Here is a 24,064-nt window from a genome sequence, read left to right on the forward strand (position 1 = left end):
CACCGCTGCTCAGCCGTGCAGGGTGCGGTAGGTCCCGGCCGCGCCGGGATGCAGCGCGACCGGCCGGGTGCCGATGAGGGTGCGTACGTCCAGGAACTGGGTGCCGACCGCCTGCGCGGGTACGAGTTCCGCGGCCCGGCCGGCGAGCACGCGCACGACTGCGGCGGCGACCTCGTCCGGCAGCCCTGGAGAACAGACCAGCAGGTTCGCGACGCCGATGGTGCCGAGTGCGCCGACGCCGCGGTACGCGCCCGCGGGGACCTGGACCGGTTCGTACAGCGGGCCGTACGCCTTCCGTAGCCCGGGGAGCACCGACGTGAGTGGTAGCAGGGCGAGCGGGGTCGTACGGTTCAGGTCGGCGAGCGCCGGGGTGGGCACGCCGCCGGACCAGGCGAACGCGTCGATGCGCCGGTCGCGTAGTGCGGTGAGGGCGTCGGCCAGCCGGAGGTGCTGGGCCTGTACGGGCACTCCGGCGGTCGCGAAGACGCGCTCGGCCAGCTGTGCGGCGCCTGATCCGTGGGCGCCGAGGGATACCGGACGGCCGGCCAGTGCAGTGAGGTCGTGGCGACGGTCGGCGGCCCTGACGACGAGCTGCAAGTAGTTCTCGTACACCCGGCCCAGCGCGCGTAGCGGGACAGGTTTGGAGAACGGCGGGTCACCGGCGAGTGCAGACTGTGCGACGTCGGCGAGGACGAGCCCTAGGTCCGCCGTACCGTCCTGTACGCGCCCGACGTTCTCGACGCTTGCTTCGGTGGGCAATGCGACGCACCGCAGTGCGGGCACAGCACGGTTCAGCTCTGTGGCGAGTACATCCGCGAAGGCGAGATAGAAGCCACCTGGCTCGCCGGCCGCGATTGTGACGGTGCGGTCGGGACCGCGATAGCCGCCGTCACAAGCGCTGAGTACGAGGCCGAGCCCGCCGAGGAGAGCAGCGCGTCGGTTCACGGTGTCACCTCCGCGGGCAGCGTGACGCGGACTTGCAACCCGTGCGGCTCCACCGCGCGCAGCTCCAGCAGTCCGCCGCGGGCGCGCGTCTGTTCCCGCGCGATGGCCAGGCCGAGCCCGCTACCTCGTGGCGCGCCTTCGCCACCCGCGCGCCAGAACCGTTCTGTGGCAAGGGAAAGCTCTTCAGGGGCGAGGCCAGGGCCGTCGTCGGTGACCAGCAGCGTGACGGTGCCCGGATCGGTCTCCCAACCGGCGGTGATGGTCGCGCCGCGGCCGGCGTGATGCACTGCGTTGTCGAGCAGCACGTCGAGGACTTGGGCAAGCTCGTTCTCGGGCATCCGGACCAGGACCGGTTCGGTGTGCGCGGCGCACGGTAGGAGCGTGGCGTTCGCTTCGTCGGCGGAGAGACGCCACGCGTCGACGCGCTCGGCGACGACCGTGGCGAGATCGGCGGGTTCGGGATCCTCCCCGGCGGCGAGGCGGGTGGAGGTGCTTTCCGCGGCGGCGAGGGTGAGCAGGCCGTCCAGGATGCGTTCCAGCCGCTCGACTTCCGCGGCAGTGGCCTGGTAGGCCGGGTGGCCGTGCAGGTCGGTGGCGAGCGAATCCAGGCGCAGCCGCAGCGCCGCCATCGGATTCCGCAGCTGATGTGACGTGTCGGCGACGAGCCGCCGTTGCTGCTCCGCGGCGGCGACGACGGCGTCGGACATCCGGTTCACCGAGGCGGCGAGCGATCGCAACTCGCGCGGGCCGGACCGTTCCGGCACTTGCGCGCGTCGTCCCCGAGTGACCGCGAGCACGCCGTTCTCCAGCTCCACCAACGGCCGCACCATCCACCGCGCGAGCAGCACGGACAGCAGCACGAACAACGCCGCGACCACCAGGGCACCGGCCACGATGGCGGCCCACCGCGCAGCGACGTCGGACGCGGCCTGCGCGGCCGACGCACGCAGTACGACGGCGCCGGACACCCGCGTCCCGGTACCGACCGGACGTGTGAACAGCACCGGCTCAGCGGACCAGGGCGTGACTTGCTCTACCGGCGGACCTGGCTCGTTCCGGAGCGTTGCTTCGATGAGCGCGCGTACGGCGGGGTCTCCGGTGGTGAGGCCGCCAGTCTGGACCAGCGGAAGCCGCTGCGCGTCCACCACGAGGACCGCTTCGCTGTATAACGACGAATACTCCGCCGCTTCGGCCGTCAACGCCGTCGCGTCACCGGCGTCAACTGCTTGCTGCGCGAGGACGACGAACCGCTCCACGTCGCTGCTACGGGAAATGACCAGCTCCTGGGTCCGCTGGTCTGCCGTGGTCGACAGCAGTGGCACCGCGAAGGCGGCGACGCCGGCGAGGGCGAACGTGACGAGTACCGCGAGCAGGCGCGTTCGCACGGAGTCAGTCCCGGCCCAACCGGTACCCGAAGCCGCGGATGGTGGTGAGCAGTCCGGGCCGATCGAGCTTCGCGCGCAGCTGGGTCATGTGTACGTCGAGAGATCGCGAGACGGCGAGATACGCGTCGCCCCACACCTCGTCCATCAACTGCTGGCGGCTGACCGCCGTACCTGGGCGTACGGCCAGAACCGCGAGCACTTCGTATTCCTTCGTGGTCAGGCCCGCGTCTCGCCCGTCTACGAGCACCCGGCGTCCACCGAGGTCGATCTCGACGTCTTCGAGCCGTACGACGCGGTCTGCAGCTGCTTCGCCGCGACTGCCGCCGCGACGCAGTACAGCGTCCATCCGTGCCAGTAGTTCGTGCAGCCGTACAGGCTTGGCCAGGTAGTCGTCCGCGCCGAGCCGAAGCGCGCGTACGACGGAGCGCTCGTCTGCGCGCGCGGTGAGCACTATGACCGGCACCGTCGACACCTGACGAATCTTGCGCAGTACGTCCAGCCCACCGAGATCGGGCAACCCGAGATCGAGCAACAACACGTCGGCGTCGTGATGCCGGTGAAGTGCGTCGACGCCCCGGCCGACTGCGGTGACGGCGTGGCCGTGCGTGTGCAGTGTCTCGGCGAGCGCCTGGGCGACACCGGTGTCGTCCTCGACGAGCAGCACGCGCACGGCCGTCCTCCCCAGCTAGTTCTCGGCCTAGTCCTCGTTCTGGTCCTCGTCGCGTTCGAGAGCAGAGGAACGCGACGTTTCCCGCATTGTTGCGTACACGACAAGGGACACCAGGACACATCCGGCGACGTACCAGAAGAACAGCGACTCGTGACCCGCCTTCTTCAGCGCTTGCGCGATGAGTTCGGCAGTGCCGCCGAAGATGGCGACAGTGAGCGCGTATGGCAGCCCCACGCCGAGCGCGCGGATACGCGTCGGGAACAGCTCCGCCTTCACGATGGCGTTGATCGACGTGTACCCGGTGACGATGACCAAGGCGGCCATCAGCAGCAGGAACGCGAGCACCGGCTGCTTGGTGTGCGCCATAACGGTCATGATCGGCACGGTCAGCACAGTGCCCGCGATGCCGAAGAACAGCAGCAGCTTGCGCCGTCCGATGCGGTCGGACAGACGCCCGGCGAGCGGCTGCAGGATCGCGAACAGCAGCAGCGCGATGAAGAGGATCACCGTCACAGTGCGTCGGGGGATGCCCGCAGTGTTCTCCAGGAACTTCTGCGTGTACGTGGCGTACGTGTAGAACGCGACTGTGCCACCGAGGGTCAGCCCGACGACCAACGCGATCTCGCGCGGGTACTTCACCAGCTGTCGCAGCGTGCCGCGTTCTCCGGCGTTCCCCGCGACGCGCTGGTAGCTCTCGGACTCGTCCATGCTGCGTCGCAGCAGCATCACGATCACGGCGGCCAGCGCGCCGACCACGAACGCGATCCGCCAGCCCCACTCGCTCATCTGCCGGTCGGTCAGCACGCTCTGCAGCACGAGCTGCAACCCGAGCGCGAGCAGCTGCCCGCCGACGAGCGTCACGTACTGGAAGCTTGAATAGAACCCGCGGCGGCCGGGAGTGGCCACTTCGGACAGGTACGTCGCCGAAGTGGAGTACTCGCCGCCCACCGACAACCCTTGCAACAGTCGTGCGAGCACGAGCAGTACGGGCGCCGCGACGCCGATCTTCCCGTACTCCGGCGTGACGGCGATGACCAACGACCCACAGGCCATCATCGACACCGAGAGCACGAGCGCGGACCGGCGGCCGAACCGGTCCGCGAAGCGGCCCAGCAGCCAGCCGCCGAGAGGGCGCATAAGGAATCCCACGGCGAACACCGCCGCAGTGTTGAGGAACTGGAGTGTCGAGTCCCCGCCGGGGAAGAACGACTTCGCGAAGTACGTGGTGAAGGCCGAGTAGGCGTACCAGTCGTACCACTCGACGAGATTGCCCACTGAGCCGCGCAGCACATTGCCTGCGACCCGCCGTTCGTTCCGGCGTGCTTCGCCGCTCTGGGTCCGGGTAGTCATCGTTGACCTCCTGTGTTGCGACTCACGGTGACCAACCCGCGGGTAACCAGCAAGGTCGAAACGCGGTTCCTTACCTGCGCTTAGGACGCCCGCGTCACCACGCGGACGCCGGATGCGGGGCCGCTCAGCGGGGCCGATAGCCTCGTGGCGGCAGAAACCGCACAGCGGATTGCGACGAACAGGGGAGTGGCAGTGGGACGGTCGGTCTTGGTCACCGGCGGCAACCGGGGCATCGGTCTCGCGATCGCCCGTGATTTGGCCGCGCAGGGACACCAGGTGGCGGTCACCCACCGTGGGTCCGGTGCGCCGGAGGGGCTTTTCGGGGTCGAGGCGGACGTCACCGACCTCGAACAGGTGGACACCGCGTTCAAGCAGGTCGAAGAACACCAGGGGCCGGTCGAGGTGCTGGTGTCCAACGCCGGGCTCACCGACGACACGCTGCTCATGCGGATGTCGGAGGAACAGTTCGAGCGCGTGCTGAACGCGAACCTGACCGGTGCCTTCCGTGTCGCGAAGCGCGCTTCGCGCGGCATGCTGCGCGCGAAGTGGGGCCGCTTCGTCTTCATCTCCTCGGTGGTCGGGCTGTCCGGCTCGGCGGGACAGGCGAACTACGCCGCGTCGAAGGCAGGCCTCGTCGGCTTCGCCCGTTCGCTCGCGCGCGAGCTGGGCTCGCGCAACATCACCGCGAACGTGGTCGCGCCCGGCTTCGTGCACACGGACATGACCGACGCGCTGCCCGAGGCCCGGAAGAAGGAGATCCTCGCCGCGGTGCCCTCGGCCCGCTACGCCGAGCCGGCGGAGATCGCCGCCGCGGTGCGCTTCCTCGCCTCCGACGAGGCCGGCTACGTCAACGGCGCGGTGCTGCCCGTCGACGGTGGCCTCGGCCTGGGCCACTGACACCCCGAATTCCCCGCTGAACCACAGTGTTCAACGACGACGTTCAACCACGACGCCGAACCACGACCTGGAGGACCCGTTGCCCGGACTGCTCGAAGGCAAGCGGCTGCTGATCACCGGCATCATCACCGACGCGTCGCTGGCTTTCCACGCCGCCCGCTTCGCCCAGGAGGAGGGCGCCGAACTGGTGCTGACCGGCTTCGGCCGGATGTCGCTGGTCGAGCGGATCGCCAAGCGCCTGCCCAAGGAAGCTCCGGTGCTGGAGCTGGACGTGACCAACCAGGAGCACCTGGACTCGCTGGCCGAGCGCGTCGGCGCACACGTCGACGGTCTCGACGGCGTCCTGCACTCGATCGGCTTCGCCCCGCCGTCCTGCCTGGGCGCCCCGTTCCTGGACGCCCCGGCCGACGACGTGAAGGTCGCCGTGGACGTGTCGGCGTTCTCCTTCAAGTCGCTCGCCGTGGCGACGCTGCCGCTGCTTTCGCGGGGCGCTTCGATCGTGGGCATGGACTTCGACGCGCGCGTGGCGTGGCCCGCCTACAACTGGATGGGCGTCGCGAAGGCCGCGCTGGAGTCGGTGAACCGTTACCTGGCCAAGGAACTCGGCCCGCAGGGCATCCGGGTGAACCTGGTCAGCGCGGGCCCGATGAAGACCATGGCGGCCCGGTCGATCCCCGGCTTCGACGAGCTGGAGGAGGGCTGGAACGACCGTGCTCCGCTGGGCTGGGACAGCTCCGACCCGACGGCGACCGCGAAGTCGGTGTGCGCGCTGCTGTCGGACTGGCTGCCCGCCACCACCGGCTCGATGATCATGGTCGACGGCGGGGTGCACGCGCTCGGCATCTGAGCCCGGACAAGCGACCACGACGGTCCCCGCGGGAAGTTCCGCGGGGATCGTCGTCGTTCGCACGGAACGCATTCCGGCCGAAGGCGCACCGGACAAGCCGGGCCGCCGCGGCGTGGGCCGGGCCACCACGGCAAGATGTCGGGGTGGGTTACGATGCGTTGCTGTGGCTTTCGTTCGGTGGTCCGGAAGGGCCCGACGAGGTGATGCCGTTCCTGGAGAACGTCACCCGGGGCCGGGGGGTGCCGCGGGAACGCCTGCTCGAAGTCGCCGAGCATTACCAGCACTTCGGCGGGGTCTCGCCGATCAACCGGCTCAACCGGGCCGCGATCGCGGCGGTGGAGAAGCAGCTCGCCGCGGAGGGTCTCGACCTGCCGGTGCACTTCGGCAACCGCAACTGGCAGCCGATGGTGGAGGACACCGTCGCCCGGATGAAGGCCGAAGGCGTGCGTCGCGCGCTGGTGTTCCCCACGAGCGCGTACGGCGGCTACTCGGCGTGCCGGCAGTACGACGAGGACATCGAGCGCGCCCGCACCGCGGTCGGCGACGCGCCGGATCTGGTGAAGCTGCGGCAGTTCTACGACCACCCACTGTTCGTGGCGGCGGTCGCCGACGCGGTTCGCGCGGCGCACGCCGAACTGGGCGACCGGCCGGGTATCCGCACAGTGTTCACCGCGCACTCCATCCCGGAGAGCGCGGACCGCGCCTCAGGCCTGCCTGCGGAAGGCGGGCGCCGGTACTCCCGGCAGATCGCCGAGGCCGCGCGCCTGGTGGCCGCCGAGGCGGGGATCGCGGAGTACGACGTGGTGTGGCAGTCCCGCTCGGGACCGCCGCAGATTCCGTGGCTGGAACCGGACATTGTGGACCACCTGGACGCGCTGCACTCCCAGGGCGTCAAAGCCGTGGTGGTGAGCCCGATCGGCTTCGTCTCCGATCATCTGGAAGTGATCTGGGATCTGGACAACGAAGCCGCCGAACGGGCCGCCGGGCACGGGATGGCCTTCGCGCGAGCGTCCACTCCGGACACTGACCCGCGCTTCGCCGAACTCGTGGTGGAGCTGATCCGCGAACACCTGACGGACGCTCCCGTGCGCAAGCTGTCGGATTTCCCGGCCGCCGGCTGCACGCTCAACGGCGCTCCGTGCGCTGTGGGCTGCTGCGAGCCCGCGAAGCGGCCGGGCCGCTGACCCACCCGGGTCAGGGGTGGCGGTCGCCCTGATCGGAGAAGACGCGTACGGCCTCGTTCACCGAAGCCGTACGCGCGGTGCGGACCGCGTCCACGAGCGGGCGCAGAGCTTCCGCGCGACGGCTCGCGGCGGAGGCGGACAACGCGCCGCCCGGGTCGTCGCTGCGCGCGATCGCGAGAATCGCGGAGATCTCCTCCGCACGCTGCAGCACGCGCAGGGCACGGGCGGGCATCCCCGCCGGCCATTCGATCTGCGGGCGGGCACGCAGGTGCGCGGACAGCTCAGCTCGCACGCCGGGACGGTCCCTGGCCACATCGAGCGCCTGCAGCGCGCCGGCGCTCGCGCGGATCGCGTCCGTGAGGCCGTGTTCGGCGTCCGCCAGCGACTGGTACTCCAGCGGCGTCGGCGTGCCGAGCGAGTAGACCGTCCACCGCATCAGACCCTCGGCGATCGGCTCGGGGACCAGGCCGAAACCGAGCGCGGTGAGCACCACGGCCTCCCCACAGCGCACCGCCGCCTCGGCGAGCGGGCCGGCCCCGCCGAGGCCGCGGACGTCCCCGGCGACCGGGAGCACGAGCTGGGCGCTGGTCGCCCCCTGCGCGCGCAGCGCGAGCAGCAGCTGCACCGGGGTGGCGGCACGGTGGAAGGCGAGCGGGAGATCGAACGCGTCGGCCGCGGCGGGATCGGCCGCGACCACGTCGTGGGCCTCGGCCCAGTCCTGAAGGGCATCGAGCACGTCGTCGGAGGCAGCGGTCCCGTTCAGCCACGCGGAGGACCAGACGGCGAGAGTCGCACTGGGTCGGCACACGACGACCTAGTTTAGAGACTGTCTCGAAAGTGGCTTGCGTGGCGGTGCGGGTAGTGGAACCTCGGACGTCCTCTCACTCCGGGATCTCCTCCTCATGAATGCCGATTCACCACCTCGGAGCTGTCCTCGCGAGAGGACGCCTGAGAATTCGACAGCAGAGTGCCGGTTGACGGCCCACAGCAAGCGGCTCCGCCGCTTACGAAACAGAACCTAGGCCCCGCGCGGCGAAGCCACCGCGCCGAGGGTGGCAGCCGCGCACGCTGGAGTCGCTCCACGTCGACGGACGCGGGAACGCGCAGTAGCGTCGATGAGGTGAACGCAGTTCCCGAGGCACTTCCCCGTACCGCGGGCGAGCTTCGCGCCGCCGGGTACACCCCGCGCCCGATCGCCCGTGAGATCCACGACAACCTGCTCGCCGCCCTCCGCGAGGGCCGCGAGGCCTGGCCCGGCATCGTCGGGTTCTCCCGCACCGTGCTGCCGCAGCTGGAACGCGCGCTGCTGGCCGGTCACGACGTCGTCCTGCTCGGGGAGCGCGGGCAGGGCAAGACCCGCCTGCTGCGCACCCTGGCCGGGCTGCTCGACGAATGGACCCCGGTCATCGAGGGCGCCGAGCTGGGCGAGCACCCGCTCCAGCCGATCACCCCGGCGTCGATCCGCCGTGCCGCCGAGCTGGGCGACGACCTGCCCGTCGCCTGGCGGCACCGCAGCGAGCGCTACACCGAGAAGCTGGCCACCCCGGACACCAGCGTCGGCGACCTGATCGGCGACGTCGACCCCGTGAAGGTGGCCGAGGGCCGCAGCCTCGGCGATCCGGAGACGATCCACTTCGGGCTCGTGCCGCGGGCGCATCGTGGCATCGTGGCGCTCAACGAGCTGCCCGACCTCGCCGAGCGGATCCAGGTCGCGCTGCTGAACGTGATGGAGGAGCGCGACATCCAGGTCCGCGGCTACACTCTGCGGCTCCCGCTGGACGTGCTGCTGGTGGCCACCGCGAACCCGGAGGACTACACCAACCGCGGCCGGATCATCACCCCGCTCAAGGACCGGTTCGGCGCGGAGATCCGCACGCACTACCCCCTCGACGTGGCCGCCGAGGTCGCCGTCGTGCGCCAGGAGGCGGAGCTGGTCGCCGAGGTCGGCGAGCCGCTGCTGGAGGTGCTCGCCCGGTTCGTGCGGAACCTGCGCGAGTCGACGGTGATCGACCAGCGGTCCGGCGTGTCCGCCCGGTTCGCCGTCGCGGCGGCGGAAACCGTTGCCGCCGCGGCATTGCGGCGGTCCGCGCTGACCGGGGAGCGGCCGGCGGTGGCCCGCCCGGTGGACCTCGACGCGGTGCCCGCCGTGCTGCGCGGCAAGGTCGAGTTCGAACCGGGGGAGGAGGGCCGCGAGGTCGAGCACCTGGTGCATCTGCTGCGCCGCGCCGTCGCGGAAACCGCCCGCGAACGCTTCGCCGGGCTCGATCTGCGCCCGTTGTCCGACGCGGTGGCCGACGGGCACCTGGTTGCCACCGGGGAGCGTGTGCCGGGCAGTGAGGTGCTTGCCGCGCTGCCGGAGCTGCCGGTGCTGCACGAGGTCGCCCAGCGTGCCGGGGTGTCCGCGGACGAGCCCGCCGGCCGGATCGCCGCGGCGGTCGAGCTGGCACTGGAGTCGCTGTTCCTCGCGCGCAGGCTGGCGAAGGACACCGACGACACCACCACGGTGTACGGCGAATAATGCCGCCGCCGACGTACTTTTTCCCGCGGAGGCGGCATTGACACAGCTGCCGGAAGGTTATTCCTACGGCCCGTGGCACGACGGGCCGGATCCGCTGGCGCCTCCGGCGGATCTGCGGGAAGCGCTCGACGAGATCGGCCGCGACGTGCTGGAAGGCGCGTCCCCGCGGTCGGCGCTGGAGGAGCTGCTGCGTCGCGGCACCGGGCAGACGGCCGGTCTGGACGAGCTGACCCGGCGGCTGTGGCAGCGCCGTTCGGAGATCCGCCGCCGCCACCGGCTGGACGGCACTCTGGAAGAAGTGCAGCGGCTGCTGCGCGAAGCGGTGGAGGCCGAGCGCCGGGAGCTGTTCCCGGACCCGGACGACGAGGCCCGCTTCCGGGAGGCACAGCTGGACGCGCTCCCACCGGGCACGGCGGCCGCGGTACGGGAGCTGACCGAGTACGACTGGCGTTCGGACGAGGCCCGCGGCAAGTACGCGCAGATCCGTGACCTGCTCGGCCGCGAGATGCTCGACGCGCGGTTCGAGGGCATGAAACAGGCGATGGAGAACGCCGGCCCGCAGGACGTCGAGCGGATCAACCAGATGCTCGGCGATCTCAACGCGTTGCTGGCCGCACATGCCGAGGGCGCTGCCGACATCGGCGAACGCTTCGCCGAGTTCATGCGTCAGCACGGCGAGTTCTTCCCGGAGCACCCGCAGAACGTCGACGAGCTGATCGACGTGCTGGCCGCCCGATCGGCCGCCGCGCAACGGATGCTGAACTCGATGTCCGAGGAGCAGCGGGCGGAGCTGGCCGAGCTGGCGCAGCAGGCGTTCGGCGATCCCCGGCTCGCACCGCAGCTGTCCGCTTTGGACGCCCAGCTGCGGGCGCTGCGGCCGGGGGAGGATTGGACCTCCTCGGAGCGGTTCCGCGGCCAGGACCCGCTCGGGCTCGGCGAAGGCGCGCAGGCGATGTCCGATCTGGCCGAGCTGGATGCGCTGGCCGAGCAGCTGGGCCAGTCCTACCCCGGCGCCCGGCTGGAGGACATCGACCTCGAAGCGCTGGAGGCACAGCTGGGCCTGGAGGCCGGGGTGGACGCCCGGCGGCTGGCCGAGCTGGAGCGCGAACTGCGCCGGCAGGGCCTGTTCGAACGGGCAGCGGACGGCACGCTTCGCCTGTCGCCCAAGGCTTTGCGCCGGTTGGGGGAGACCGCGCTGGCCGACGTGGTCAGCGCGCTGCGCGGCAAGACCGGCGACCGGGAGACCGAGTCGGCCGGGGCGGCGGGGGAGCCGACCGGCGCGAGCCGGGAGTGGCGGTTCGGGGACATGCAGCCCTGGGACGTGCCGCGCACGGTGCGCAACGCGGTGCTGCGGTCGGCCGCGACGGGCTCGCGCGCGGTACGGCTGGACGTCGAGGATGTCGAGGTGGTGGAGACCGAGCACCGCTCGCGCGCGGCCGTCGCGCTGCTCGTGGACACCTCGTGGTCGATGGTCCAGGAAGGCCGCTGGCTGCCGATGAAACGCACCGCGCTGGCGTTGCACCAGCTGATCAGCACCCGGTTCCGCAGCGACGCGCTGCAGCTGATCACGTTCGGCCGGTACGCGACGCCGGTCGAGCTGCCCGAGCTGGCCGGCCTCGAAGGCACCTGGGAGCAGGGCACGAACGCGCACCACGCGCTGCTGCTGGCCGGGCGGCACCTGCGGCGGCACCCGGACGCGCAGCCGGTGGTGCTGATGGTCACCGACGGCGAGCCGACCGCCCACCTGGAACCCGACGGCGCGGCCGAGTTCGCCTATCCGCCGGAGCCCCGCACCCTCCACAAGACACTGTCCGAAGTGGACCGGCTGGCGAAGCTGGGCGCGGCGATCACGGTGTTCCGGCTGGGCGATGACCCCCGGCTGGCGGCCTTCGTGGACCTGATCGCGCGCCGCTCCGGAGGCCGCGTCGTCGCCCCGGACCTGGACGGGCTCGGTGCGGCCGTGGTCGGGGACTATCTGCGTACCCGACGGCGCTGAATGGTGTGGAGGTCTGTGAAGGGCCCCTTCACGGACCTGAAACCGGTCCGGGGCACGCCACGAGGTGGTCGCATACACCTCCGCATCGCCCGCTGCCGGGTCCCCGACCAACTTTGCCGGAACCCTGCGGGCCGGTGACGGCCACAAGAACGGGGGAAGCGATGGACTACCGGGTGGGCGAGGTCGCGGCGTTCGCCGGGATCACCGTGCGCACAGTGCACCACTACGACGAGATCGGGTTGCTGTCGCCGAGCGGGCGGAGCGCCGCCGGCTACCGTCGTTACCGCGACGCCGATCTCGACCGGTTGCAGCGTGTCCTGCTCTACCGGGAGCTCGGCCTCCCCCTTGAGACGATCGCGACTCTGCTTTCCGCACCGGAGGCCGAAGCTGACGCCCACCTGAGGTGGCAGCGGGAGCTGCTGGTGGCGAAAGCGGACCGGGTCACCCGCATGGTCGCGGCCGTCGATCGCGTACCGGAGGCGAGAGCCATGGGCAGCGCATTGACGCCCGAGGAGAAGTTCGAGGTGTTCGGCGGGTTCCGTGAGCCCGAGGGGTACCCGGAGGAGGCCGCGCAGCGCTGGGGCGACACCCCCGGAATGGCAGCGCGCCACGCTGCCCGCGGACAAGGCCGAATGGGCGGAAGCCGAGCGGCAACGCAAGGGTGTCGGCAAAGTCGGTGTGAGGGGCCCTGCGCAGACGGCGGAGGTCCGTGAAGGTCTGTGAAGGGCCCCTTCACAGACCCGAAGCCGGTCCGGCGCACACCACGAGGTGGTCTGGCGTCTCGAACACCTCCGCATCGCCCGCCGCGCAATAGATCGAGAGGGCAGGCGCCGTCGATGGATGACGCGGCAGCCACGGCTCTCTCTGCTGATCACGGTCCTCGATAACTTTGCCGGGACCCTGGCGGCAGCGCAAAGACTGGGTGACGAGGCTCGTCGACGCAGGAGTTTCGGCCGACGGCGCCGAAGCGGCCGCGCTCGCCGAGGAGCACCGTGCGATGCTCGCCGCGGTGATGGGGGAGTGCGGCTACGAGATGCAGCAGTGGATCGCGGAGCTGTACGTGCGCGAGCCGGCCCAACTGGCCCTTCCTGGTCCGTGAGGAGGAGCAGCAGTCCGCCATCGGGGCGTACGTGCGCGACGCCGTTCGGGCCAACGCCCTGCGCCACTGATTCTCGCCCGGTGGGAGCCTGCGGTCGGGCTCCCACCGGGTGAGAAAGCGGACGGACGTCACGCTTACAGTCGGAGGTATGCAGACTTGGTCATCTGTCGCCGTGCCGCGGCTGCCCGGCACGCCCCGCCCCCTCCGGCTCCACGACACCGCGACCGGGCAGGTGCGCCCGACCGCGCCGGGCCGGACCGCCCGGATGTACGTCTGCGGGATCACCCCCTACGACGCCACGCACCTCGGCCACGCTGCCACGTACCTGGCCTTCGACCTGGTCAACCGGGTGTGGCGGGACAACGGCCACGAGGTGCACTACGTGCAGAACGTGACCGACGTGGACGAGCCACTGCTGGAGCGCGCGGAGCGGGACTCCGGCGACTGGATCGTGCTCGGCATGCGCGAGACCGCGCTGTTCCGTGAGGACATGGAAGCCCTGCGGGTGGTGCCGCCCCGGCAGTTCGTCGGCGCGGTCGAGGCGATCCCGGAGATCATCGAGGTGATCGCGAAACTGCTGGCCGACGGCAGCGCCTACCGCGCGGACGACGCGGAGTATCCGGACGTCTACTTCGCGCACAACGCGACCGGCCGGTTCGGCTACGAATCCGGCTACGACGCGGAGACCATGGCGAAGTTCTTCGCCGAGCGCGGCGGCGACCCGGATCGCCCCGGCAAGCGGCACCCGCTGGACGCGCTGCTGTGGCGGATGGCCCGCGACGGTGAGCCGTCCTGGGAGTCCGAGCTGGGCGCGGGGCGGCCGGGCTGGCACATCGAATGCAGCGCGATCGCGGCCAACCGCCTCGGGTCCGGTTTCGACCTGCAGGGCGGCGGCTCGGACCTGATCTTCCCGCACCACGAGTACAGCGCGGCGCACGCCGAGGCGGTGTCAGGGGAGCACCCGTTCGCGCGGCACTACGTGCACGCCGGGATGATCGGCCTGGACGGCGAGAAGATGTCGAAGTCCCGCGGGAACCTGGTGTTCGTCTCCCGCCTTCGTGCGGACGGCGTCGACCCCGCGGCGATCCGGCTGGCGCTGTTCTCCGGGCACTACCGCGAAGACCGGCCGTGGACCGACGCGCTGCTGACCGAGGCGCAGGAGCGGCTGGCCCGCTGGCGAGAGGCGGCCGCGCTGCCCGACGGACCGGACGCGGCCGACACCGTGGTACGGCTGCGCGACCACCTCTCCGACGACCTCGACACCCCAAAGGCACTCGCGGCCGTGGACGCCTGGGTGAGCGCCGCACTGCACCGCTCCGGCACCGACGCGGCCGCGCCGGGCCAGATCCGCGACGCAGTGGACGCCCTCCTCGGTATCGCTCTCTGACCAATCAGCGAGGTCCGTGAAGGGGCCCTTCACGGACTCAGAGTCCGTGAAGGGCCCCTTCACAGCCTTCAGCTCGTTCCCTCGTGCAGCTCGGCGACGGCCCGGCCCGCGGCCGCCTCGCCGCCGGTGAGGAACGCGACCAGCGCGGTCAGCTGCCTGCGGTCGAACTTCGCCAGTTGCGCGCCGAGCTGGTGGGCGAGCGGGGCGTAGAGGTCGGTCAGCTCGGCCATCCGGTCCGGCCGGGCCCGCACGCGCAGCCGCCGCCGATCGGCGGGATCGGGTACCCGTTCCACGAGCCGGGCCCGCTCCATCCGGTCGAGCAGCCGGGTGAACGCGCCGGTGGTCAGCCCGAGCAGCCGCGCGAGTTCGGTGGGCGAGTCGGTGACGCCGCTGTGCACCAGTTGCAGGCAGTGCAGTTCGGCCGGGGTGACCCCGAGCCGATCCGCGACGGTGGTGTGGAACCGGACGGTCGCGCTGATGAACCGCGGCAGGGCCAGCGTGGCGGCGGTGGCGAGTTCTCGCTGGTCGGGCACGGAATGGTTCCTCGGTGGCGAAGTGGCTGACGGACTCAGTCACTGCCTGGTGCAGTGACTGAGCGTGAGCATAGCTGACCGGGACGGGCGACGGGCGGGTGGGCGCCTCTCGTCATGCCCCGTCGTGCGTCCGGGGTGCGTCGCCCGTCCCGGGGTCGCTCGGGGGCGGGTTCCGGCGTTCCCCGGCCCGGAAAGTCGTTACGGTGGGAGCGTGCCGTCTCTCTTCGCCACTTCCGATCTGCACGTGACCCACGAGGGCAACGGCCCGCTCGTCGATCGGGTGGTGCCCGACGGACCGGACGACTGGCTGCTGGTCGCCGGGGACGTGGCAGAAAGTGCTTCAGCCATCAAAGAAACCCTCGCGACGCTCCGGGAGCGCTTCGCGAAGGTGGTCTGGGTCCCGGGCAACCACGAGCTGTGGACCACGCCGAAGGACGAATGTCAGCTGCGCGGCCAGGCCCGGTACGAGTTCCTGGTCGAGCAGTGCCGTGCGGTGGGCGTGCACACCCCGGAGGACGAGTTCCCGGTGTGGCCGCACGGCCCGCAGCCGCTCACCATCGCGCCGCTGTTCGTGTTCTACGACTACAGCTGGCGGACCCCGGCGGCCGCGGGCGAGAGCCGCGAAGTGGCGCTGGCGCAGGCGCGGGAGGCCGGTGTGGTGTGCACCGACGAGTACTTCCTGCACCCCGATCCGTACCCGTCCCGGCAGGCCTGGTGCGAAGCCCGGCTGAAGGTCAGCCGCGACCGCCTCGACGCCATCCCGGCGGATCACCGCACCATCCTGATGTCGCACTGGCCGCTGCACCGGCACCCGACCGAGCCGCTGTACTACCCGGAGTTCGCACTCTGGTGCGGTACCACCGAGACCGAGGACTGGCACCTGCGGTACCGCGCCGAGCTGGCCGTCTACGGGCACCTGCACATCCCGCGCACCACCTCGGCCGACGGCGTGCGCTTCGAGGAGGTCTCGCTCGGCTACCCGCGGGAGTGGAGCCGCCGGGCGCGCGGCGCGGTGCCGGTGCGGAAACTGCTCACCGCATAAGCGGATTTCCCGCCGCGCGGCCGGTCGTGCTCAGCGGCGGCGGGCTGCGCATGTTCGCCTCTTCCCCGGTCCGGCGAGTCCCTCCGACCGCCGCGGCGCGGGAAGGTGGCGCACCCGGAATGCCGTAACCGCACCCGAGGCAGATCTGGGTGCTGCCGGTTCCGAGTCAGCCTGGTCACCGCGTGTTCACCCGTACCGCTGAAACACCGACGCGGTGGCCGGCTGTGCTCAGCGCAGGCCGAAGCCGCCGCTGTCCGGACCCGGGCCCGGCCGCCGCCGGCGCAGGTAGCGCTCGAACTCCGCGGCGATCTTGTCCCCGGAGACCTCCTCCATGGTGAAGTCGGTCTCCGCGTCGCCGCGCTCCTCCAGGCCGCGCACGTACTCGCTGATCTCCTCGTCCTCGTCGGCCATCTCGCTGACGGTCTGCTGCCACTCCTCGGACTGCTCGGGCAGCGAGCCGAGCGGGATCTCCACGTCGAGCACATCCTCCAGCTTGTGCAGCAGCGCCAGCGTGGCCTTCGGCGAGGGCGGGTGCGAGACGTAGTGCGGCACGGCCGCCCAGATCGACACCGCCGGCACCCCGGCCTGCACGCAGTAGTCCTGCAGCACGCCGACGATGCCGGTCGGCCCCTGGTAGTTGTTCAGCTCCAGGTGGAACCGGCTCGCGGTGTCCTTGTCGTAGGCCGTCCCGGTGACCGGGACCGGCCGGGTGTGCGCGGTGTCCGCGAGCAGCGCGCCGAGCGCGACGACGAGCTCCACGTCCAGCTGCACCACGTGCTCCACCAGTTCGGCGCAGAACGCGCGCCAGCGCATGTTCGGCTCCGGGCCCTGCACCAGCACCAGATCGCGGTCCAGCCCCTCCGGGCGGCACACCGACAGCCGCGTGGTGGGCCAGTCCACCCGGCGGCTCACCCCGTCCACCAGCCGGACCGACGGGCGGCTCACCTGGAAGTCGTAGTAGTCGTCCGGCTCCACCTCGGCCAGCGGTGTGGCGTCCCAGGTGAGCTGGAGGTGCTCGAGCGCACGGCTGGCGGCGTCACCGGCGTCGTTCCAGCCTTCGAAAGCCAGAATCATGATCGGACGGTTCGATTCCGGGTGGTCGCGGTCCGGGGTACCGGGCCGCGGGGTCTGCTCGACTGGGTCACTCACCGGACCAGCCTACGACCTTCGGCCCGTCCGCTGCGCAGCGTGCCCGGCCGGGCGCGTCACGCACGCGGGGCGGGCTCGGGTGTGGCGCCGCTCACCCGGGCCTCCGTGGAATCCTGGGCCTGGAGAGCCGTCCCCGGGATGAAGGAGAAACCGTGACTGCACCGTCCTCGCCGGACGGACCCGCCGCCGTGTTCTGGGACATGGACGGCACCCTCGTCGATTCCGAGAAGCTCTGGGACGTCGCGCTGTACGAATGCGCGGAGATGCTCGGCGGGACGCTGTCCGAACGGACCCGGCTGACGCTGGTCGGCTCGAACATGGACGCCACGTCCGCGGTGCTGCTGGAGGTCGCCGGGCGGCCGGTCACCGCGGAGGCGGTCGCGGAGACGGGGGAGTGGATCCGCCGCCGGACGGCGCGGCTGTTCGACGGGGCGCTGCCGTGGCGGCCGGGTGCTCGTGAGGCGCTCGGCGCGGTGCGCGCGGCGGGGCTGCCCTCGGCGCTGGTCACCTCGACCGAGCGGGTGCTGACCGAGCTGGCGCTCAACTCCATCGGCCGCGAGTTCTTCGACGTGACGGTCTGCGGCGACGAGGTCGGCGGGGAGAACAAGCCGCTGCCCCGCCCCTACCTGCAGGCCGCCGAGCTGCTCGGGGTGGCGCCGGAACGCAGTGTCGCGGTGGAGGATTCGCCGCCGGGCGCGGAGTCGGCCGAACGGGCCGGCTGCGCGGTGCTGGTCGTGCCGAACGACGTCGAGGTCCCCGGCGGCCCGCGGCGGGTGTTCCGCAGCTCGCTGGTGGGTGTGGACGGGCCGGCGCTGGCCGCGTTGCTGGCGCAGGTGTGAGCCCGGCCGCTTCCGGTCACCCGGGGCCGGGCGGGTGCGGGCGGGGTGGAAGGATCGCTGTCCGTGAAGACCTTCGATGAGCTGTTCGCCGAGCTTGCCGAGCGCGCGCGTACCCGTCCCGACGGGTCCGGCACCGTCGTCGCCCTCGACGACGGGGTGCACGCCCAGGGCAAGAAGGTGCTCGAAGAGGCGGGCGAGGTGTGGATCGCCGCCGAGCACGAGTCCGACGAGCGGCTCGCCGAGGAGATCTCGCAACTGCTGTACCGGGTCCAGGTGCTCATGCTCGGCCGGGGGATCTCGACCGAGGACGTGTACCGCTACCTCTGACGCGCATCCGAACCGGAGATCGAGGAGAGCGAAATGCTGCGTGTTGCCGTGCCGAACAAGGGAGCCCTCGCCGTCGCCGCGGCGGAGATGCTCGCCGAGGCGGGCTACCGCAAGCGACATGACGGCAAGGACCTGAACGTCCTCGACCCGGTCAACGACGTCGAGTTCTTCTTCCTGCGCCCCAAGGACATCGCGATCTACGTCGGCTCCGGGGAGCTGGACCTCGGGATCACCGGCCGCGATCTGGCGCTGGACTCCGGTGCCCCGGTGGAGGAGGTGCTGGCGCTGGGGTTCGGCGGGTCCACCTTCCGCTACGCGGCACCGGCGGGCCGGGACTGGAAGCCGGCCGATCTGCACGGCAAGCGCCTCGCCACCTCGTATCCGCGGCTGGTCCGCGAGGACCTGGCCCGCCAGGGCGTCGAGGCCGAGGTGATCCGGCTGGACGGGGCGGTGGAAATCTCGATCCAGCTCGGCGTCGCGGACGCGATCGCGGACGTGGTGGAGTCGGGGCGTTCGCTGCGCCAGCACAACCTGGTCGCTTTCGGGGACCCGATCTGCGTGTCCGAGGCGGTCCTGCTCCAGCGTGCGGGCGGCGAACCGGCGAAGGCGAAGGCCCAGCTGGCCGCCCGGCTGCGCGGGGTGGTGTTCGCGCAGCAGTACCTGATGCTGGACTACGACTGCCCGCGCGACCTGCTGGAGCGCGCGATCGCGATCACGCCGGGGCTGGAATCGCCCACGGTCGCGCCGCTGGCCGACGAGAAGTGGGTCGCGGTGCGGGCGATGGTGTCCCGCAAGAACGTCAACCGGATCATGGACGAACTGGCCGAATGCGGCGCCAAGGCGGTCCTGGCCTCGGACATCCGCTCCTGCCGGCTGTGAGGTCGATCCACTGTGGATGGTGAGCCCGGGTGGTTCACCATCCACAGTGGACGGTGCGGTTACCGCCGCGATCCGGACTTTCCGGTCGAGTGCGTTTCAGTCAGGCAAGATCGCTTTGGGGATGTCGTCGGGATGGCATGCCGGAGGTCCTGGGTAGCTGCCAGGGGCAAGGCCACCACGACCGGCGAGTGACTCGAAGCGGTTCCGGGGTCGCGTCGATGATCGAGGGTATGGTGCGACGCTGCACCGATGCGGAGATCGAGGCAGACCACACTGACACCGCACGGCGCCGGCGTGGTCGGGTTCGCGTTCACCGAGCTGGTGGGGTTCCGGCTGCTGCCGCGGTTGAAGAACATCGGCGCGATCAGGCTCTCCAGCCCGGAGCCGAGCACCACGACCCCGCGCCGAACCCGGACCGGGGCTGTGGGATCACCGAGTGTGCAATGGGACCTGGTGGGCAGCCTGGAGCCGATTGGTGGCGAAGACGTTTACCGCGCCCGCGCCGTGCCCGCCGGGGGTATCGTCCCAGCCTCGGATCTGCTGGGCCGCGGCCCGGATCGCGGGGTGGCCAGGCGCCTGGGCAATCTGAAAATGCGATTCTTTCGGAACCCGCTCGTCGCCGCCCCAGGACACAGCCTTGCCGAGTTCGGCGAGAATGTCCCGGATCACGGCCTGTTCCCCGGGGTAGAAGCCCAGGGTGTCGGCAAAGTCGGTGTGGAAGTCCGTGAAGGGGCCCTTCACGGACTCAGAGTCTGTGAAGGGCCCCTTCACAGACCCGAAACCGGTCTGGCGCACGCCACGAGGTGGTCGCACACACCTCAGCATCGCCCGCTGCCGGGTCCCCGACCAACTTTGCCGGAACCCTGGGGTAGAAGCCGCCGTGCGCGCCGAGGGGATAGCAGATGGAGCGAATGGTGATCGCGGTTCCGGATAGGCAGTTCGATTCGAACGGCTGCGTGACCGGCCGGCCGGGTGTGAAACCGACGACGCCGCCGTCGCGCAGGGTGTCGATCTCGTAGTGGAAACGGCGCGCGACGTGCAACAAAATCGTCGCCGCGTCCCCGTCCACCAGGCGGACTGCCTGGTTGCTGCCCTCGATGCGGAACGCGGTTGCCTTGGCCAGAATCGGCCAGCCGTTGCCGGAGGTCGAACCGGTCCAGGCGCTCGCACCCGTAGGCGCCGCGGCCGCGGTGGTGGCGGTGAATCCGGTGAGGGCGATAGTGCCGACGGTCGCCGCAGTCGAGCCGAGAAACAGCCGGCGACTGAGGGCCGAGCAGGCCGGAACAGTCATCGGGAATTCCTTATCAAGCGGACGGTGGCCGCGGCAGCTCCGATGAGGCACGCCACCGTGACGACAGCGAAGATCACGAGCGCTGGATTGATCCAGCCAGGCACCACGTCGTAGTCGGCGTTGCACCACTCGTGCATCGGGAAAAACTGGCCGGATTCCTGCGAATGCTGGTTCAGGTACTCCCGGTCGTATTGCTGGTGTACGGCTTCGCGCTTCTCCTGGCTGTCCAGACCGACCGCCGCGAAGCCGACGAAAGCGGTGAACACGAACGCGACCGCAGCGAGCAGAGCCAGCCCAAGCCAGCCTCGTACACGGAGTCGGGCCATCAGCGGGCCGCTCGCTGCTGGGCCTGGCGCAGGTAGGCGTCGTGGTTGGCCTTGTACTGCCGGGCCATCCGTGCCTCACCACCGATCAGCCCCTTCCACCTCAAGTCGTTGTACGACACCTCTCGGATGTACTCCATGACGAGCTGACTCGGGTTGCCCTTGCCGTAGGAGCGGGCGCAGTCGTAGAGCCGCTGCACGTAGCCGAGGAACGTGTCCGCGGGGCCGGTTGGGTCGTTCACACTGCCCTGACCAGGGTCGCCGCCGTCGTCGCGGGCCACATCACGGTCCAGGTCGAACTTGTCCGAGCCGTTCGTGACGGTGAATTCCTTGATCTGGTTGTACGACCAATTCGCGGGTAGCGGGAAACCGAGGTTTCCGGAGAAGCCCCAGGACATTCCGGAGACGAACGAGTGCCGCGCGTAGGTCTTGTTCGTGACGTTGATGCACACGTTGCGCGAGCCGTACACCCCGTGCACGTACTTCTTGCCGTTGCTGGCCAGCCCAGCCTGCACGCCCTGGAAGTAAGGCACGATGGCCGAGTCGATCTGCTCCTGGGTAGCGTCGTAGTCCACCGCGAAGTAGATCACCGTGCCGCGATTGAAGCCGTAGCCGACGGCCAGCCGGTGCGCGTTGAGGGCGTGCTGATAGCCGTGGGAGTAGGTGAAGTCGGAGAGTTGACGGGCGTTGTCTTGATAGATCGGGAATACCCGCAGACCGGCACCGAAGATCGTCTTCAGCTCGCCCGGCTTGATCTCCTTGTCCAGGGTTGAGCGCGGCGGGTCGTACAGGTAGCGGCCCGCCACCCGGTATCCGTTGGACTTGAGCCACTGGGCCCGGGAGGCGGTGATCTCGAACCGGGTGTCGCAGCCCTGTGCGGGCCGGTCGGCGTCCCCCATCGAAACCAGCAGTTGCGCCCAGATCGAGTAGTCGCCCTGGCCGTTCACGGTGAGTTGGGAGAAGCCCTGGAACGCATGGACGTATTCGCCCAGCGCGCCGTCGAAGGTCGATTTCCGCGTGGTGCGTACGTTTCCGAGCGGTACCGGTTCGTTGAACACACAGGCCGCCGAGAATAGTTCCACGAAAATACCGGTACTGCCCGGACCGACCGAGTGGCTCTTCAGTCCGGACTGGGTGCCGGGACCGAAGTTGCCGTTGGGCTGGCTGCTGCCGAGTTCGTACTGCAGTCCGATCACCAGCGACTTCTGTACGTCGCGAGAGTAGTTCCCGGCGCAGGGGCCGAGAGTGTCGGCGTCGCGCTGTCAGTATCGCCCGTTGAGCCACTGCTGGATGCCGCGGACCTTGTCCGTTCCGCCGCCAACAGTTACGTAGGCGTCCATGTTGAGCACGCATCGGAAGATCTGTGGCGTGACCTGTCCGCCCGCAGTGCCGATACCGCCATCGGGAAGCCCCATGTCGACACGCATTTCTTGACTGCCTGGGTGGTCACCGCGCTGTATTCGCCGTAACCGTTGGCTCCGTTGTAGCCCTTGCAGAACAGGCCGTGCTGAATGATGCGCACGATGTTGCTGTTGCGGTTCCAGCCGAAACCGACGACGCCCAGTTCTTTGACCTTGGCCATCGTACCCGGGCCGAAGCTCGCGACCACGGGGGAGATGCCCAGTTCGTGTTGCAGGCCCATGGTCAGCGAGTACATCGTGGACCAGCCGGTGCGCCCGTTCTCCGGGCACCGCTTAACCGGCCACCGCGCCGTAAGTGGCGTTCACCCACTGCTGAGCTTCCAGGACTCTTTGGTCCATCGTGCGTGGTCCTTCCCCCCGAATGGCGACAAACGCCCGTCGCCGCAACGAATGCGGCCGACACGGAAGAAGAGTACCGAACGCGGATCACGCCCACCGCGAGTGGAATATCACCTCGATGGTGGCCACGCCGCGCCGAAGCAAACCTGATTCCACCGGATGGTCTAGCCGTACCCGCGTCCGCAGCATTCCGAACTCACCAAGTCCGCCATCTGAATCAGACTCACCGGCTGACGGGACCTTCCGCCAAGGGCGACCGCCATCGAGAAGACCAGTTCGTATATAGCCGGGCGTTCTGTCAGGCGATCGTCTACCGGAATACCCGGCGGGGTGATCATGGCTACTGGTCGAGCTGTTCCGTAAGAGCGTTCCGGTTGTGTTCCGGGGAAGGGACGCGCGCGCGGGAACCGGCCCGCCTCGGAGCGGTCCTTCCTCTTCGATGACAACGACCGGCGGTTGATGGGCAAGCGGTGAGCACTCGCGGCTGAGGTTCGCACGTCGCCGAACCTGCCGGATTCACGGCGGTGCGCAAGGGGAAGCGGATTCGTCGCGCGGACCAGCCAGGCGTCTCACCGCCGGGCCGGGATCGACGAACGCGACATCCGCCGGCGTCAGACGAACCCGACCAACTCGTCCCGGCTGACGTCCGGACCCCACCGCAGGAGTCCTCACCGCCGCCGCTTGGGCATCAGGTCGTAGAGCTTCTTCCGGGCACCGTTGTCGTTGACGTTGCGGGCGACCGCGACCTCGGAGATGAAGTCCTCGAACACGAACTCCTCGTCCGCCGGGACCTCGGTCGGGCCGGGGTGCTGGGCAAGGTACCCGTCGAGCGTCGCGGCGATCTCGCGGAACGAGAGGGCCTGTACGGTCTCCGGGGCGTAGGTGGTCACGGGCACGCCGTGTGCCGCGGCCTCGTTCATCACCACGCCGAGCGGGACGTGCGAGAGCATCGGCACGCCGAAGGAGGCCATCTCCTGCAACGCTGCCGCCGCGTAGTGGGAGATCGGCCGGCGGTAGAGGCCGGGCACGATGCCGTACCAGGAGATCGGGCCGCGGCCAGTGGTCTGCTCCACGTACCGGACCTGGTCGGCCAGCAGCCGTAGCGCGCGGATGCTCGTCTTGTCCGGCTGGACCGGCACCAGGATGCCGTGCGAGGCGGCGAGGGCGTTGTTGGTCAGGACGTCCTGCGCCGGCGGGCAGTCGATCACCACGTGGTCGTAGTGCGCGAACTGGATCACCCTGGCCAGCTGCCAGCCGGGCACCCGGAACTGGTCGAGCCTGCGGATCAGATCGAACATCCCGGTCGAGGTCGGGATCACGTCCAGCCGCCCGCCCCGGCCGATGTTGCTGCGCGGATGCGGCACGGCCAGTTCCTCGACCGGGCCCTTCCACCGCTTGGTGAGCGCCTTGGCGAGGGTGGGACCTTCGGCCGGGACCTCGGCCATGCCGAGCATCTCGGTGGTCGCGTGCCCCTGCGGGTCGAGGTCGACCAGCAGCACGCGCCGGCCCCGTTCGGCCAGAGCCGCGGCCGCGCCCACGCTCAGCGAGGTCTTGCCCACCCCGCCCTTCTGGTTGACCACCGAGGTGATCTGCATGCCGGAGCGCTCCTTGTCGATCGTTCCGCGAAGGGTATCGGACCCGCG

The 24,064-nt window shown here is 70.2% G+C and carries 25 protein-coding genes; 12 read left to right on the forward strand and 13 right to left on the reverse strand.

Translation table 11 applies throughout. The features are described from left to right. Nucleotides 1-9: 9 nt before the first annotated feature. From ATK36_RS04805 to ATK36_RS04820, 4 genes are read right to left on the reverse strand one after another with little or no spacing between them, the layout of a single operon-like run. Nucleotides 10-945 (reverse strand): TAXI family TRAP transporter solute-binding subunit, encoded by a 936-nt coding sequence (locus tag ATK36_RS04805; protein ID WP_098509990.1) that lies wholly within the window; start codon nucleotides 943-945, stop codon nucleotides 10-12. Beyond that, nucleotides 942-2,330: a sensor histidine kinase gene (locus ATK36_RS04810; RefSeq protein WP_098509991.1), complete on the reverse strand. Its 1,389-nt coding sequence runs from the start codon at nucleotides 2,328-2,330 to the stop codon at nucleotides 942-944. Before ATK36_RS04810 ends, ATK36_RS04805 begins: the two co-directional genes overlap by 4 nt. A gap of 4 nt (nucleotides 2,331-2,334) precedes the next feature. Next, the gene (locus ATK36_RS04815) at nucleotides 2,335-3,000 is read right to left on the reverse strand and encodes a response regulator transcription factor (protein ID WP_098509992.1); all 666 of its coding nucleotides are present in this window, start codon (nucleotides 2,998-3,000) and stop codon (nucleotides 2,335-2,337) included. Between the two features lie 27 nt (nucleotides 3,001-3,027). Continuing rightward, nucleotides 3,028-4,350 carry an MFS transporter gene (locus ATK36_RS04820; RefSeq protein WP_098509993.1) on the reverse strand — a complete coding sequence of 441 codons (1,323 nt, stop codon included), beginning with the start codon at nucleotides 4,348-4,350 and terminating at the stop codon, nucleotides 3,028-3,030. A 192-nt stretch (nucleotides 4,351-4,542) separates the two neighbouring features. On the opposite strand from ATK36_RS04820, the gene fabG reads away from it, so the two are divergent. The 3 genes from fabG to ATK36_RS04835 all read left to right on the forward strand — a co-directional run bounded on the left by fabG (nucleotide 4,543) and on the right by ATK36_RS04835 (nucleotide 7,278). Beyond that, nucleotides 4,543-5,247 (forward strand): beta-ketoacyl-ACP reductase, encoded by a 705-nt coding sequence (fabG, locus tag ATK36_RS04825; RefSeq protein WP_098509994.1) that lies wholly within the window; start codon nucleotides 4,543-4,545, stop codon nucleotides 5,245-5,247. Nucleotides 5,248-5,326: 79 nt separating this feature from the next. Continuing rightward, entirely contained in the window at nucleotides 5,327-6,094 is a 768-nt protein-coding gene (fabI, locus tag ATK36_RS04830) for an enoyl-ACP reductase FabI (RefSeq protein ID WP_098510346.1), read from the forward strand. Nucleotides 6,095-6,237: 143 nt separating this feature from the next. Next, nucleotides 6,238-7,278, forward strand: a complete 1,041-nt coding sequence (locus ATK36_RS04835) for a ferrochelatase (protein ID WP_098509995.1) — start codon at nucleotides 6,238-6,240, stop codon at nucleotides 7,276-7,278. A gap of 10 nt (nucleotides 7,279-7,288) precedes the next feature. Here the strand turns inward: ATK36_RS04835 and ATK36_RS04840 are convergent, their stop codons facing one another. Further along, nucleotides 7,289-8,086 (reverse strand): hypothetical protein, encoded by a 798-nt coding sequence (locus ATK36_RS04840; protein ID WP_098509996.1) that lies wholly within the window; start codon nucleotides 8,084-8,086, stop codon nucleotides 7,289-7,291. A gap of 312 nt (nucleotides 8,087-8,398) precedes the next feature. On the opposite strand from ATK36_RS04840, the gene ATK36_RS04845 reads away from it, so the two are divergent. The 5 genes from ATK36_RS04845 (at nucleotide 8,399) to mshC (ending at nucleotide 14,278) form a co-directional block, all read left to right on the forward strand. Next, on the forward strand, nucleotides 8,399-9,796 hold the full coding sequence (locus ATK36_RS04845) for an ATP-binding protein (protein ID WP_098509997.1): 1,398 nt from the start codon (nucleotides 8,399-8,401) through the stop codon (nucleotides 9,794-9,796). 37 nt (nucleotides 9,797-9,833) lie between these two features. After that, nucleotides 9,834-11,792 (forward strand): VWA domain-containing protein, encoded by a 1,959-nt coding sequence (locus tag ATK36_RS04850; protein ID WP_098509998.1) that lies wholly within the window; start codon nucleotides 9,834-9,836, stop codon nucleotides 11,790-11,792. A 134-nt stretch (nucleotides 11,793-11,926) separates the two neighbouring features. Then, nucleotides 11,927-12,505: a MerR family transcriptional regulator gene (locus tag ATK36_RS04855; RefSeq protein WP_342751986.1), complete on the forward strand. Its 579-nt coding sequence runs from the start codon at nucleotides 11,927-11,929 to the stop codon at nucleotides 12,503-12,505. 209 nt (nucleotides 12,506-12,714) lie between these two features. Continuing rightward, the gene (locus ATK36_RS33270; protein WP_245914338.1) at nucleotides 12,715-12,891 is read left to right on the forward strand and encodes a TipAS antibiotic-recognition domain-containing protein; all 177 of its coding nucleotides are present in this window, start codon (nucleotides 12,715-12,717) and stop codon (nucleotides 12,889-12,891) included. 148 nt (nucleotides 12,892-13,039) lie between these two features. After that, nucleotides 13,040-14,278, forward strand: a complete 1,239-nt coding sequence (gene mshC, locus ATK36_RS04865) for a cysteine--1-D-myo-inosityl 2-amino-2-deoxy-alpha-D-glucopyranoside ligase (RefSeq protein WP_098510000.1) — start codon at nucleotides 13,040-13,042, stop codon at nucleotides 14,276-14,278. 68 nt (nucleotides 14,279-14,346) lie between these two features. Here the strand turns inward: mshC and ATK36_RS04870 are convergent, their stop codons facing one another. Further along, nucleotides 14,347-14,811 (reverse strand): MarR family winged helix-turn-helix transcriptional regulator, encoded by a 465-nt coding sequence (locus ATK36_RS04870; RefSeq protein ID WP_098510001.1) that lies wholly within the window; start codon nucleotides 14,809-14,811, stop codon nucleotides 14,347-14,349. A 211-nt stretch (nucleotides 14,812-15,022) separates the two neighbouring features. Between ATK36_RS04870 and ATK36_RS04875 the strand changes: the two genes are divergently transcribed. Further along, the gene (locus tag ATK36_RS04875) at nucleotides 15,023-15,853 is read left to right on the forward strand and encodes a metallophosphoesterase family protein (protein ID WP_098510002.1); all 831 of its coding nucleotides are present in this window, start codon (nucleotides 15,023-15,025) and stop codon (nucleotides 15,851-15,853) included. A gap of 228 nt (nucleotides 15,854-16,081) precedes the next feature. On the opposite strand, the gene ATK36_RS04880 is transcribed toward ATK36_RS04875, so the two are convergent. Further along, nucleotides 16,082-17,002: a PAC2 family protein gene (locus tag ATK36_RS04880; RefSeq protein WP_098510003.1), complete on the reverse strand. Its 921-nt coding sequence runs from the start codon at nucleotides 17,000-17,002 to the stop codon at nucleotides 16,082-16,084. A 152-nt stretch (nucleotides 17,003-17,154) separates the two neighbouring features. Here ATK36_RS04880 and ATK36_RS04885 point away from each other — a divergent pair, with 152 nt between their 5' ends. The 3 genes from ATK36_RS04885 to hisG all read left to right on the forward strand — a co-directional run bounded on the left by ATK36_RS04885 (nucleotide 17,155) and on the right by hisG (nucleotide 19,047). Next, entirely contained in the window at nucleotides 17,155-17,841 is a 687-nt protein-coding gene (locus ATK36_RS04885; RefSeq protein ID WP_281259012.1) for an HAD family hydrolase, read from the forward strand. 63 nt (nucleotides 17,842-17,904) lie between these two features. After that, nucleotides 17,905-18,168, forward strand: coding sequence for a phosphoribosyl-ATP diphosphatase (locus ATK36_RS04890; protein ID WP_098510347.1), 264 nt, complete (start codon nucleotides 17,905-17,907; stop codon nucleotides 18,166-18,168). A gap of 33 nt (nucleotides 18,169-18,201) precedes the next feature. Further along, the gene (gene hisG / locus ATK36_RS04895) at nucleotides 18,202-19,047 is read left to right on the forward strand and encodes an ATP phosphoribosyltransferase (protein WP_098510004.1); all 846 of its coding nucleotides are present in this window, start codon (nucleotides 18,202-18,204) and stop codon (nucleotides 19,045-19,047) included. Between the two features lie 429 nt (nucleotides 19,048-19,476). On the opposite strand, the gene ATK36_RS32750 is transcribed toward hisG, so the two are convergent. The 6 genes from ATK36_RS32750 to ATK36_RS04910 all read right to left on the reverse strand — a co-directional run bounded on the left by ATK36_RS32750 (nucleotide 19,477) and on the right by ATK36_RS04910 (nucleotide 24,016). Beyond that, a complete protein-coding gene (locus ATK36_RS32750; protein ID WP_211291818.1) occupies nucleotides 19,477-19,788 on the reverse strand; it encodes a hypothetical protein in 312 nt (103 codons plus the stop codon). A gap of 4 nt (nucleotides 19,789-19,792) precedes the next feature. Next, nucleotides 19,793-20,338, reverse strand: a complete 546-nt coding sequence (locus ATK36_RS32755; RefSeq protein ID WP_211291819.1) for a hypothetical protein — start codon at nucleotides 20,336-20,338, stop codon at nucleotides 19,793-19,795. After that, entirely contained in the window at nucleotides 20,335-20,664 is a 330-nt protein-coding gene (locus tag ATK36_RS04900; protein WP_098510005.1) for a hypothetical protein, read from the reverse strand. The genes ATK36_RS32755 and ATK36_RS04900 overlap by 4 nt, the downstream gene beginning before the upstream one ends. Beyond that, the gene (locus ATK36_RS04905; RefSeq protein ID WP_211291784.1) at nucleotides 20,664-21,857 is read right to left on the reverse strand and encodes a glycoside hydrolase domain-containing protein; all 1,194 of its coding nucleotides are present in this window, start codon (nucleotides 21,855-21,857) and stop codon (nucleotides 20,664-20,666) included. The genes ATK36_RS04900 and ATK36_RS04905 overlap by 1 nt, the downstream gene beginning before the upstream one ends. A gap of 128 nt (nucleotides 21,858-21,985) precedes the next feature. Next, entirely contained in the window at nucleotides 21,986-22,318 is a 333-nt protein-coding gene (locus ATK36_RS32760; RefSeq protein WP_211291785.1) for a hypothetical protein, read from the reverse strand. A 771-nt stretch (nucleotides 22,319-23,089) separates the two neighbouring features. Next, complete coding sequence (locus ATK36_RS04910; RefSeq protein ID WP_098510006.1) at nucleotides 23,090-24,016, reverse strand: ParA family protein; 927 nt, start codon at nucleotides 24,014-24,016, stop codon at nucleotides 23,090-23,092. Nucleotides 24,017-24,064 lie beyond the last annotated feature (48 nt).

Origin of the sequence: Amycolatopsis sulphurea (assembly GCF_002564045.1) — a bacterium.
Taxonomy (GTDB): domain Bacteria; phylum Actinomycetota; class Actinomycetes; order Mycobacteriales; family Pseudonocardiaceae; genus Amycolatopsis; species Amycolatopsis sulphurea.